The organism is Dehalococcoidales bacterium (assembly GCA_028717385.1).
Classification (GTDB): Bacteria; Chloroflexota; Dehalococcoidia; order Dehalococcoidales; family CSSed11-197; genus CSSed11-197.
Map to the genome: position 1 here is coordinate 1 of JAQUNW010000029.1, position 13,326 is coordinate 13,326.

Genomic DNA, 13,326 nt, shown 5'->3' on the forward strand with positions numbered 1-13,326 from the left:
TACGGGAGTATGCAACTGAATTTCTCACTTATTTAGGTCTTGAAATACAGAAATCGGAATCCGGCGAGAAATGGTTACATCACTTTAAAGCCATTAAATCGAGCGGCACAGCTGATTATACTACCGTAATGCTTGCTACTCCCAAACCTGACCGGGATGTTGTTGCGGCCAGGATATATATCCGCGACACTTCTTCAACTATCACTTTCCCGACCCATACCAAGACTGAAAATCCTCCCCCTACTACACAATCAGTTGAACCGGTTATTTATAAAGCCTTCCCCTTTGAAATAGAAAAATCCCGATCGATGTGGTCACAAACTTATTTAGGGGAGATTAAGCTGTATCCATACACATATACCCCGGCTTTTTCTGCCCTGTGCGATGGTTCTCAGTGGCCGGTAGCCGGGAATGAGGTTTTGCATGCTTTGCTGGGCTTTACCTTCGGCGGAGATGGGGAAACAGTTTTCGCTCTTCCAGACCTGGATGATATATCCGCTCCGAGCCTTCTGAAGTTTCATATATCTACAAATGGTTCATACCCAAATTTTAACGGTTACCTTGATGGAGAAATAGACTACTTTGCTTTACCGGCAACAAGCTGGAACTCCTCAGACTACTGGATGGGTGAAATTGTACTCGGTAAAAACCTTGACCAGTACATGCCATCTGCCCTTCTCCCCTGTGACGGAAGAACTCTTTCCATAGACATGAACTATTTTCTATATGATTTGCTTGGAAACAGATTTGGGGGAGACGGGCATACGTCTTTTGCCCTGCCGAATATGTCAGAAATAGCGCCTCCTGTGGCTGGGGCAAATTACTACATAGTTGCTGAAGGAGGGATATACCCTCAACATCAGTGATTGGTAAGGCGTTAGAGGCAGCTGTCGCTGTTTAACCAAAAAATGGCGGGAGCAATTTAAGATAGATCTAGGGCGACGTGATATAAACACTGATCAGAAAATAGACTGCCTGCCAATTGGTATGATGTATTAATAAATAAACGGGAGTAATCATAGTTGCTCCCGTTTATTTACATGACATGCAATTACTACGCGCAGTTTAAAATTGCCCTCTTGACTAGAGTTTTAGCTATTTGGATTTTGTATTTATTGTTTGCTAGCGCCATGGCACTTGACACAGCAGCTAAACCTGCTGATTCAGCAGTCTTTTCATCGATGGGCTTTCCATTAATGACTTCCTCAGCGGCAACGGCTCTGCGTGGTACAGGTGATACAGCGTTAAGGCATATTCTTGAGATGCTATTTTGAATAGCTACAGCGCAATTGACAACCGGAAATTCGATGGATTTTCTCGGAGCGAATTTTAAAAAGGAACTTTTGCCTGTAAATGTTGGTATTTGAATTTCCTTGACTATTTCATAATCTTCAAGAATAGTTGAACCAACACCTCTAGGTGCAACATTTGTAGTAAAAAACTCATCAATAGGAATCACCCTTTCGGTTGTCACTATAGAGGCATTTAAAGCAATTAAAGCCGGTGCAACATCGCTTGGATTTACTGCCACGCAACCAGAATTAGCACCAAATATCGAATGGTAACGATTATCCCCAGTGAGAGCGTAGCACATCCCTTTTGGGTTTTTCCTTAAGCAATCAAATCGATTGTTGGTTTTTCTAAAATACCAACATCTATTAATTTGACAAATATTGCCAGCGATGGTTCCGGCATTCCTGATCTGGGGTGAAGCGACAAGGCGTACTGCTTCGTATAAAGCGGTATATTTTGTTTTGATGTTTGTATTAGCTTCAATCTCGGAAAGATGTGTCAGGGCACCTATTTTCAGAATACCACTTTCCTCCCTTATATAGGACATGTCAGGTATATTCTTAATGTTTACAATTGATTCCGGATATGTGTTAAATACTTTATTCTTCAATGCGCCAATAAGATCAGTCCCTCCTGCATTTACATATCCATATTGGTTTTTTAGTTCGTTTACTGCTTCATCAAGGCTAGCAGCGTTCAGATGTTTAAAATATTTCATGCGAACCTCCTTATGCTTTGCCTAAAGCTTTTAATATCTTTTCTGGAGTTATTGGGTATTCAGTGATTCTAGCACCAATAGCATTTCTTACAGCATTGCCTAATGCGGCAGCCATTGAACAACAAACCGGTTCTCCTATGCCATTAGCGCCCCAGTGACCGGTTTCCGAAAAATTTTCCAAAATAATGGTTTTAATTTTTGGTATTTCCAATGATAAAGGAATACGATACCCGAGATAATCATCGTTAAGATGCACTCCAGTATTTTTATCTTTCAAAATCTCTGCAGTTCCATAGGCTTGGCCAAATATAACGCCAGCTTCCATTTGTTTTTCCACATTATCTCTACTGATAGCTTTGCCGACATCATGTACTGTAACTGCCTCAATGACTTTTAGATCCCCCGTATCTACATCTACTTCAACTTCAACGAATAGAGCATTAGCGTTCACTTTAGGTGGAGCTTTTTGGTCCCATATACCTTCGCCAGTAATGCTAAAATATGATTTTTTTAACATGATTTCTTCAAAAGAATACTTTTTACTAGGGTCATCAAGTGAGTAAATGTATCCCTTCGCAGAAGTAATTTTTTCTACTTTTGCTCCTATTTGCTGAGCTGCAAAAGCATATAGCTTATTTCTCGCATCGATTGCTGCTTCAGTGACTGCGTTTACGTTTAAACATGCGCCTCTGCTAGCCGTTGTTTCAGATGACGTTGGAGCTGCGAAAGAATCGGAAGGTGCGTGCCTGAATACTTTATTGAGGTCGGCGCCTAATGTTTCAGCTACTGCTATTCTTTCTGCGTCCCATACTCCTTGCCCCATATCCATCGAGTTGGCTAATATGTTAACGGTACCATTAAAACTTATTGTTACTGCGGCTGCTGCAGTACCAAAGGCTCCGGACTGTTGTCCTAAAGCTACACCTACACCTCTTACCTTTGAGCCGTTAACAGATGATGGCTGGTTCCAGCCTTTCCATCTACTTCCCCAACCGAACTCACTTGCCCCTGTATTTATTACTTGTTCAAAGCTGTTCTCATTAGTATAAGGAAGTTGCTCTTTGTTTTTTAGTCTGAAATCAACTGGATTCATGCCAAGCTCTTCAGCTGCCATATCCATCGAAGTCTCCCTGGCGTTACATGAATGATGTCCTCCTATTCCGCGCATCATCGTACCTGGGGCATCATTGGTATAGACAGAGACAGCATCACCGTGATAGTTTGGGGTATAAGCTATGGTGTAGTTTCCATTTATCGGCATCAACATATCCGGATATAATTGATATGCTCCCTGATCTTGAATTAGGCTATTACGTTCAGCAAGAATTTGACCGTCATTGTTAAGAGCATATTCGATATCGGTTATATATCGGCTTTGCTTGCTTGAGCCTCCCGCACCGCATTCGCGAAGGCTGTATTCAAGCCTAATTGGGCGGTTCATATTCCGCATCGCCAGCATTGCGCCAATATACATTCCTTTCATTCCACCACGAGCACATTTATTACCAAAACCGCAACCTATTCGGTGGCAAATTGTTCTAGCTGTAACGCCTAACCTGTGCCACACCTTGTAAGAAGGCCAATATGTGCTCTGCGAGCTTATATACATATTAAGGCAACCATCTTCTCCCCACTTGAACATGAATATATAGTTTTCCGGGTGGAAATGTTGCTCATTTGGACAATCAATCGTACAACTGAATTCTAAATCTGCGTTGTTAAATCCATTGTCAGGATCACCTTGATGTGCTGATTTTCTTGGACCAATGTCATTCAATTCTTGGTGTAATATAGACTTATTTGCCTTAGATGCTTCAACCGCATCAGTTACAATAGGAAGTTCTTCATAGGTGACCTTAATTTTTTCTATTGCTTCTTCAGCGATTTCAGAGCTTTCTGCTAATACAGCGGCGACATCTTCTCCGACCCATCTAACTGTGTCATTGAATACAAAACCATCTCGGCAGTAATCTTGGTATATTGTTTGGTAGAGCTCATCACAGTGAAGCACTTCAGGTGTGTTATCTTTTGTAATAATATCAACGACACCTGGCAAGGATTCAGCTTCACTAGTATCAATGCTAATTATCTTTGCATGAGCATACGGGCTCCTAAGAATTTTTACATGTAGAGCGTCGGGTAAATAAATGTCAGCTGTATATTTTGTTTTACCTAGCACTATGTCACGCTGGCTCAAGCCCCCAACGTTTGGTATGTTTTGTGAAATGTAATTACTATCTGAAACCATATTATTACCTCCTTAAGTATTAGCCAGAATGCTTTGTGTTGCTTTTACAACCCTTGGATATGTTCCACATCTGCATTGTACGCCAGAGATGGCTCCGAGAATTTCTTCTTCAGTGGGCGCATTATTTTTATTAAGCAAATCTCTGATTATGAGTATCATCGAAGGTTGGCAGAATCCGCATTGTGGTACATTGTGGTATAAAAAACTTTCTTGAATCGGGTCCAGAGCTTCTTTGCTAGCTATACCTTCAATAGTAGTGATGTTTGCGCCATCGCATTCAATGGCGAGCAACAAGCATGATAGTACTGGGGCACCATCTTTTAACACTGTGCACATGCCACATTGGCCTTCATCACAGGATACTTTTGTTCCTGTCAGCCCCACAGTCTCCCTGAGAACCTTGAGCAATGTCCAATTTGGTTCAACTTTCAATTCGTATGGCTGCTTGTTAATATTAATATTTACCCAGTTTTTTCTTTGGACAATCTGACCTTCATCTGAATGTTCCAATTCAAAATGAGTTTTAAGATTAATAAAGGATTCAAATTCTCCATCGCAAACCGGGCATAAATATTTAACTGTTTCTTCTGTAGAGGTAGGGATAATTGTAGTACTAGCACCTGGTATTGTTGTTGTAATGGTTGAACCGGGTACAGTGGTGGTGATTGTTTTGGTTATTTCTGTCTCTTTACCACAGGCAGATAGAAAAAAAGCCGAACCAACGGCTGTGGTACCAACCATAATCCCGGCATCTTTAAGAAAATCTCTTCGAGATAGAGTTCCTGGCCTTTTTTTGTTTTCTTCAAACATAATTTTTCCTTTCTATTATTCTTTTCCATTTGATTACGTTTATAGATTGATATATTGGATTAACCACCTCCTCATCAGGATTATTTAATTCTGGTATGTATAAGTATTAATGTTTTTTATATGCTCATGTGTTTTTTATGTGTCTCTTCCCACATGTCGATCAGTTGGCAAAGGAAACCATCATAACATTGGCCTGGAGCTCGATATTTATCCAACCGGGATTTGGTAGTCTTTTTTAGAGCTATAGTGCTTCTAGAGTTATCCATTAATGCTTAAACCTTTTAAATGTATAATCAGTTGCAATAGAAATAGTTTATGTCTATTAACAATATCAATTAAGGAAGTGTAGCATGTGATAATTAGAAAACTGGTTAGAATAGATAGGGGATTGTTAGAATTAGCTAATAATCAGACCGAAAAATATCAGGCTTTACTAATAAGTATAGAAACGTTGTTTTTTGAATTTCTTCAGAGGATGTAATGACGCACCCGATTAGCTAGCGCCAGTGAATTCTCAGGACGTGTAATTTATAAAAAAATCAGATATCTTTGGGGATAAGGTATCCCAGCCTGGGTTTGTTGAGTATGATTTGAGGATTCCCAGGATCTTTTTCAATTTTTTCCCTTAATTGTCTAATAAATACTCGAATTGCATTTTTATAACCAGGGTAGTCGCTAGGCCAAATTGTCCTGGCGATGCTCGCGTATGTGACTGTTTTTCCTTGGTTTATTGCCAGATGATGCAAAATAAGCATTTCTATTCTGGACAAGTTTATGGTAATCTTCCCATATTTGACTATCTGTTCAGAAAAACTGAATAAAAAAGGTCCACATTTTTCACCTTCCAAACTGGTTGAAGACTTTCGTTTGGCCAGAGATTTTAGCCTGGCAACTAATTCCATTTGCCTGAATGGTTTATTCAGATATTCATCTGCGCCGTATTCAAAAGCCCTGACTACTGAAGTTTCTTCCTCACGCACTGTTAGCACAACAACCGGAATGTTAGAAAAAAGACGAATAGATTTGAGCACTTCAAAGCCATTTATATCTGGAAGTCCAAGGTCAAGAATAACCAAATCTGGAGATTGCGATTCGACAAGTTCGATACCTTCTTCGCCCAGTCCTGTCCAGATTAACTCGGCTTCCGGCCATCCTACATGTAAGGTCAACTCAATATTTTCAACAATTATGCTATCATCTTCTATTATTAATATCTTCATTGCAATTGCACTTCTTTTATTCGGTTTTCAAAATTAAATATCGGCAGGGCTTGTTAATAGCGGGAGGGAAAATCCTACAGTGGTACCTTGTCCTTCAGCACTGAGTATCCAAATATTGCCCTTGTGCAACTCAACAAACATTTTGCATAAGGCCAAACCTATACCCAAGCCACTCAAGTTTTCGATGTTGTGTGTTTGAAAATTTGGTTCAAATAGTTCTTGTCGAAAATCTTTGCTCATCCCTTTGCCGTGATCGACTATTTCGATAACAAGCTTGTTATCGTTAGTTTTAACTAAGATGGTAACTGTACCATTCCGTTTTGTAAAACGCAGCGCGTTATCCAGGACGTTGGAAATAACTTGGTGTATTTTTTGTATATCCAAATAGAGCGATGGGATGGGGTTTAAAACATTCAACGTAATTGTTTGTTTCTTTTTGGAGATTTGCGGTTGATAATAATTAATGATATCTTTGATAATTGTGACAGGATTAACTAATTGGTATTTTAATGAGAGCAATCCCAACTCACCTCTGGCCATATCCATCATTTCATCAATTCTGATTTCTAAATTCTTGGCGCCATTAAAGATGTTTCTAGCGAATTGTTGTGAAGGTTCATCTTTTTTTAAATGATCCACGAGGAATTCGCTGGCTGACATCAAAGGAGTAAGTGGTGTCTTGAGTTCGTGGACCAAAGCATGTGTAAATTGTATACGCTTTTCAATTTCCTGCTTTAGATATTGTTGTGATAGCTCAAGCGCTTTTGTTCGTTCCTGAACCAACTCTTCAAGATGGTTTTTATGATTAAAGAGTTCTCTTTGTGCTCTAATTGTCTCTGTAATATCTTGTAATATGCTATACACTTTCGATAATGTAGCTTCGCAACCGGGAACGACTGCCATTATGACCCGTCTATATTTACATTCGCCTTTCTTCGTATAATATTCCGAATTATATTCGAAACGCGTACGACCTTCAGCCAACATGGCGAATCTGTATATTTCTCCTTCAAAAAAGTTTAGAGGCTCATTGTTCCTTAATAATGCATCAAAATCAGGGCGAGTGTTTTTTGATAAACTCTTATCATTCCATTTTTTTATAATAGTTTCCAGTATGTTTTGTGCGTTATCCTCGTCGTATAACTCTAAACAAGCTTTATTAACCGCAATAACTCTCATCTGTTCAAATGAATAACAAACATCATTCGGTTTATTTGTAAAATGACTTAGATAGTCTGTCACTCCCTGCGTTTTTAATAAGTCAAAGTAAGCTTTTACATTTGAATAATCGATTTCCCAGATAGCTATCGGGGCATTATTAAACAACCCAAAATATTTATCACGCTCTAGCTTTAGATCTATCTCGGATCTTTTTCGTTCGATAATACACCTTATATTCACAAGGGCTGATGCTTGATAAAAATATTTAATAGGCACAATCGTTATTTCAACAGGGATTTTCTTTCCTTGTTTTGAGACAAATTCTCCTTCAAATAATCTCGGAAAAGTGCATCCTTTCATAACGTCTCTATATCTTCTTTTCGCATCGTCAATATGCTCCGGGCTTATGAGATCAAAGGCAGACATTTCAAATAGTTCTTGTTGAGAATAACCGCTTATTTCAATCCAGAGATCATTTACGAATACATATTTTCCTTCTGTACCGCCGATATTTTGGAGTATTACTGTAGCTACGCCTGTTTGGTTTCCTAAGTTGATTATTGTTTGATATAAATTCGTAGATTCCTCTAGCCGACTTTCGATATTCTTCCGCGCAGAAATATCTCTTATATAAACTACATTAACAGGATTACCTTTGTAATGAGTAACTGCACTCGTTAATTCAATTGGTATTTTAGTGCCATTTTTGCGAGTGATAGAAACCTCATACAAACCTGGCAATGACTCGCCTCTCATTTTTCTTCGGTGTCTTTCGAGGGCAGCTTTTCTTTCGTCGCCATCAATTAATTCAAAAAAACTTTTAATGGCCAGTTCTTTTTCTGTGTAGCCAGTTATTCGGAGACATTGAGGGCTGGTAAACACTATAGCCCCTTCTTTGTTATCTATATCCTCAAGCATCATGATGCCTTCGCCGACTTCCCCGCTGAGCTCTACTATTGCCTTGTAGTGATCCTCTGCTTCTTCTATCTTCTCTTCCAGTACTTTCTTGTCTGTTATATCCCGAAATGATTCCATAATCCCTACAAGATTATTGCCGGCATCGTACATGGGGAAAGCAGATACCATACAGGGGATAATTACCCCTTTTTTACTCGTTCTTTCAATTTCTGCTTGAACGGATTTTTCACCCGCTAGTATTTTGACTAAACGGCATTGAGGTGAGTTACAGAAAGGAGAAGGAAATACTTCGTAGCATTTTCTGCCAATAGCTTCTTTCAATTTTACGCCGGATAACTTGGAAAATGATGGATTTATATATTTCACTGTATAATCAGTGCTAATAATGCGAATACCTTGGGGAAGGTAGTCTACAATTCTATTAAATCCATCTAAGTTATTTCCATTACCGGAGCACGTTTTAAAAGGTGTAATTTGCTCACTATTTTTTAAATGGCGGCTAATCAATTTTCACAACCTTATGTTACTTATAGTTATACAGAGCCGTTTTGCCTATTATTTATATGTATAGAGTCGAAATAAATAAATAATTGCCGTTTATGCTAATCTGTCATGCCCAAGTTGTCAATAACAAAACGATGTTGTGTTATTGTTCTACGATCTTGTCACTCCCTAACTGTTCAGGGAAAATGTCCTCATTTACCGATCGATAATGAAACTATACAAGCGTTACTAATCAGGATAAGTGTTTTCTTGAATTGTATAGCTATCAACTGAAAAATTGTCATAAAAAAACGTATACTTCTGATCTTTTCTAAAACAACGACGCAAGCTATAGAAAAACCAAGCAAGGGCAGTGATAAGCCTGGTTTTATTTTCCCGAAACAGCGGAACAGTAACAGGAAAGCTTAAATAGTTAATCTAAACAATTGCTTTGGCGGATTAAAACCTTCGGCCTAAACACGTTTTGATATTTTTTCACTTACGAAACCAGCGGCTTACAGTAAATATTCCGCAACTCTTTCGATAGCCAAAGGGTGAAATGGAACACAGAACACGACGCGTTCAAAACAGGTCAGCATTGAAAGTCCTGGAATCTGCTTTAAAAGAATAAGTATTAATACACATACATTACGAGTGAGCACTGCATTATTATCGGTTTTTCGCAGGAATCTTTATAATGAAGGAGATCGGGATAATAAACAATACGGCAGGTGAACCATGATAGAAAAAATATATACATATTCCACCACGGAAGAAAAAACAATCGAACAAATAATTCAGGATGATCCGGTTCAGATCAACCATATGATTTTACCTAAAGATGCGAGCCTGCCCGAGCATTACTCAAACTCCAATGTATATATGATCGTAATGCGAGGCAAGCTTTCCCTGAAGCTCGATGATCAGGATGTCCATATATACACCTATGGGCAGATTGTAAATATTCCATTTGATACCAGGATGAATGTCAGTAACTCCGATGACGAAATACTGGAATTCATGGTTGTAAAAGCACCGCATCCAAGAAACTATAAAAAATAACTTAAATATTGCTACAAAATAAATGCGGTTGATTTCTGTACAAGAACCAGCTTTTGAGAAATCTTCAAAAATGATAGCCGCCGCTGTTATGCTTTTTGCTGACGAATGTTTTTCATAAATGCCACTAGACCGCGCATGATCTCCAGTGGTGTCGGCGGGTCCCCCGGGATTTTGAAAGTTACCGGCAAAATCTTGTCCGCACCACCCAGGACGGCATAGCTTTCACTAAGTAAGCCTCCATTACAAGCATCGTCTCCAACGGCTATTACCCAGCTTGGGCGTGGCATTGCATCATAAGTTTTAAGCACGGCATTTTGCATATTGAGGGTTACTGCGCCGGTAATTAGGATCACATCTGCATGGCGGGGGGAAGCTACAAAGCTGACGCCAAACCTTCCGATATCATAATGCGGTGTAGTAAGGTTATTAATTTCTATTTCAACAGAGTTGTCGGAGCCCGAATCAAGCTCACGTATAGCCAGACTTCGGCCAAAAACCCTGGAAATATGTTCTTTTAGTTCAAGACCGAGGTTTTCAAACTCGCCTGTTTGTGTTTTTAAGTCTGGTGATAATTTTTTTCTGATAATATTGTTAATAATTTTAAACATTTTTCTTCACAGATCATTACCCGCATAAGATAAGTTGAAGCTTTTATTGATTACCGGAAAGTCCGGAATGATATTACCTATAACAGCATGTTCAATCGCTAACCAATTACAGAAGGAGGCAGTTAATACTTCCCAACGTTCAATGTTGCCATTTTTTAACTTCAGCCAGTGCAGATTGCGTCCTCGCGGTGCTTCAATCATGGCCAGGGCTTGTCCGGATTTTGGGTGGAAATCCAGGAACACCGGTCCGGATGAACAGTTGGCTATAAGATCTCTTATCAGATTGACTGAAGAAAATATCTCCTCTGACTTTAACTTGAATCTGGCTAGAACGTCACCGGTTGTTTTTACCGGCACCTTGTATTTTAATTCATTGTAAATACTATATGGGTGTAATTGTCGCGTATCGCCATCATAACCGGATGCGCGGGCTACCGGGCCGCTAAGGGAAAGTGGGGCTATTAGCATGGGCAATACGATACCGGTAGTATCGAAACGGTCAATGACTCCTGCGGCTTCATTAACTGTGGATAATGCCGACTCGATTTGACGGCAAAAATTATCCAAATAGCGTTTAAAATCCTGGAGAGCCTGGTGATCGATATCCCGATTTACTCCTCCGGGTTTAATGGCGCCTTTCAGGAACCGGGAGCCGGTGAATGCTGCATTCCAGCGTAGCATTTCTTCTCTCAAAATAAAGAAGGGAGAAGCTCCTACAGGATAAGCAATATCAACCAGCATACCAGCCAGATCTCCAAGATGGGAATATATGCGTTCCATTTCCAGCAGAATCGTTCGCAGCTCCCAAGCGCGTCGGGGTAGTTCAGCACCGGTGATTTTCTCTACTGCCATCGAGAAACAGCACGCATTGGCTGCGCTTTCATCACCGCTCACAGTCTCCGCCAGCTTGACTCCCTCATCAACGGATTTGCCTTCTGCCAATTTATTCAGGCCACGGTGTTTATATCCCAGCCTGGCTTCCAGATTAAATATAGTCTCGCCCATAACACTAAAACGGAAATGTCCCGGCTCTATCACTCCGGCATGTACAGGACCAACTGGAACCTGATATATGCCTTCACCCTCGAATATTTTAAAAGCATATTCTGAAGTCATTCCGGGGCTTGGAGGTACTGTCAATGATCTTGGATTAGATTCAAGCATGGGGTGAAAATCGGCTGGATAGATTTCATGGAGTAATAGCCTGCGGGTATCAGGCGAGCCGGTGAATTCCATGCCGAATAAATCGTTTAATCTGCGTTCAAAGTATATTGCAACTGGAAACTGTCCCCATATGGAAGGTGCCTGGCTTGTTTCAGTTTTGACGGTGATAATCAGAATTGGAGATGGGTACCTAAGTTCAAAAGCATAAAACAGATTAACGCTGGATTTATTGGGATTAAGAATTGCCCATATATCAATCAATGCCAAATCATTGCGGGTGGCTAGCCATCCAATCGCCTCACCGATTTCCTTATAAGGAACATGTAGGTAGTATTCTCCCCCAACACCCTGTTCAAACTGGCTGCTACACTGCTTGGATTCGAGATGGGTTATTAGCCCGGTTGTCAAGATATCCATTAGATGCTCATCCCCAATTCAACACAAATCGTATTGATAATACTGGTTAACCATGATGGGACATATACACCGAGGATTAGCAATAATAAAATACATACAGCAATCGGCAGCTTCATCGAGTTTGGAGTTTTAAACAAAATAATGTCCGAATTGCCTTTTTGGTTGAAAATCCTAAGGAAATAATATCCCATACCGCTGGCAACAACCATAAATAAAACAAGTACAAGCAAAAACAGTAATGGCTTTGCGGCCAGCACGCTCAATATGTTGAATTTCACCAGGAAAACGGGCAAAAGAGGTGTACCTATTGCTGCAGCTATACCTATAATCAGCCCAGTACTGGCTAATGGCTGATAGTGCATTGGTTTGATTACCACGTCGTATTTATTAGAAAGATACTGTCTATGCCATATACCTGCCGAGAAAAAGAGCAAGGCTTTAATAAAGGGCTGGGCAAGCTGATTAAAAACTACCCAGAATAACGCCAGTGGATTAGCTAACCCCATACCAACCAGGGCAAGGCCTGTTTGCTCAATAGCTGAATATGCAATAACCTTTTTTGTATTGGTTCTGGCTAGCAGGCTGAAGGCAGCAACACCTATGGTTAAAACCCCGGTTGACAGTAATGAGGAGGTTACCAGCCAGGTGTCACCGACCTGGTCGCCAATTGCAAATAATCTGATAATTGCGAATAACCCCAAGTTTAGAACCGGACCATACATCACTGACACTACTGAAGGGGCTTTGGTATATGCTTGCGGCATCCATGTATGAAAGGGAGCCATACCAGATTTTGCTCCAAAACCAATTAACACAAGGATAAAAGCAACATTAAAAGCTGGCTGATTGAAGCTGGCGGCATTATCCATTAAGCCGGTCCAACTCAGGCTGCCGCCTACAATTGCTTCCTGACTGAGACTAAACAGGATGATAATACCCATGAAAGAAAACAGCATGGAAGTTGATGCTATAAAAACATACTTAAGTGCCGCGGTGATGTTTTCCTTGGCTTTTAACGTAACTATAAGCACGGCCGAAAATACCGTGGATAATTCAATAAATATCCATAACAGAACAAGGTTATTAGATAGAAACCCAATGATAAGAACCAGTTCTAGTAAGCAAAAAGAGCCATAGAAAACCGGTAGCAAAGATACGTCGATTTCCTTTTGGTTAAGCAGGCTATCTATGTAACCGCGGGAATATATGGCCGCCAGCAAATAC

10 protein-coding genes are annotated in these 13,326 nt (G+C 40.1%); 2 read left to right on the top strand and 8 right to left on the bottom strand.

Going from position 1 to position 13,326, the window contains the following annotated elements; all coding sequences use genetic code 11:
• Window positions 1-866 (top strand): tail fiber protein (locus tag PHX29_06005; protein MDD5605444.1); only part of this gene is annotated, 866 nt, incomplete at its 5' end.
• Between the two features lie 188 nt (window positions 867-1,054).
• Here PHX29_06005 and PHX29_06010 read toward each other — a convergent pair.
• From PHX29_06010 to PHX29_06030, 5 genes are all read right to left on the bottom strand, one after another.
• Window positions 1,055-2,011: an FAD binding domain-containing protein gene (locus PHX29_06010; protein ID MDD5605445.1), complete on the bottom strand. Its 957-nt coding sequence runs from the start codon at window positions 2,009-2,011 to the stop codon at window positions 1,055-1,057.
• A gap of 10 nt (window positions 2,012-2,021) precedes the next feature.
• On the bottom strand, window positions 2,022-4,259 hold the full coding sequence (locus PHX29_06015) for a xanthine dehydrogenase family protein molybdopterin-binding subunit (GenBank protein MDD5605446.1): 2,238 nt from the start codon (window positions 4,257-4,259) through the stop codon (window positions 2,022-2,024).
• Window positions 4,260-4,271: 12 nt separating this feature from the next.
• On the bottom strand, window positions 4,272-5,069 hold the full coding sequence (locus PHX29_06020) for a 2Fe-2S iron-sulfur cluster-binding protein (protein ID MDD5605447.1): 798 nt from the start codon (window positions 5,067-5,069) through the stop codon (window positions 4,272-4,274).
• Window positions 5,070-5,608: 539 nt separating this feature from the next.
• Window positions 5,609-6,289, bottom strand: a complete 681-nt coding sequence (locus tag PHX29_06025; GenBank protein MDD5605448.1) for a response regulator transcription factor — start codon at window positions 6,287-6,289, stop codon at window positions 5,609-5,611.
• 33 nt (window positions 6,290-6,322) lie between these two features.
• A complete protein-coding gene (locus PHX29_06030) occupies window positions 6,323-8,875 on the bottom strand; it encodes a PAS domain S-box protein (GenBank protein MDD5605449.1) in 2,553 nt (850 codons plus the stop codon).
• Between the two features lie 714 nt (window positions 8,876-9,589).
• Between PHX29_06030 and PHX29_06035 the strand changes: the two genes are divergently transcribed.
• Window positions 9,590-9,913: a cupin domain-containing protein gene (locus tag PHX29_06035; GenBank protein ID MDD5605450.1), complete on the top strand. Its 324-nt coding sequence runs from the start codon at window positions 9,590-9,592 to the stop codon at window positions 9,911-9,913.
• 86 nt (window positions 9,914-9,999) lie between these two features.
• On the opposite strand, the gene nuoB is transcribed toward PHX29_06035, so the two are convergent.
• The 3 genes from nuoB to PHX29_06050 all read right to left on the bottom strand — a co-directional run.
• Window positions 10,000-10,521, bottom strand: a complete 522-nt coding sequence (nuoB, locus tag PHX29_06040) for an NADH-quinone oxidoreductase subunit NuoB (GenBank protein MDD5605451.1) — start codon at window positions 10,519-10,521, stop codon at window positions 10,000-10,002.
• Window positions 10,522-10,527: 6 nt separating this feature from the next.
• On the bottom strand, window positions 10,528-12,102 hold the full coding sequence (locus PHX29_06045; protein ID MDD5605452.1) for an NADH-quinone oxidoreductase subunit C: 1,575 nt from the start codon (window positions 12,100-12,102) through the stop codon (window positions 10,528-10,530).
• The coding region (locus PHX29_06050) for a proton-conducting transporter membrane subunit (GenBank protein ID MDD5605453.1) at window positions 12,102-13,326 on the bottom strand (1,225 nt) is incomplete at its 5' end. The genes PHX29_06050 and PHX29_06045, both read right to left, overlap by 1 nt.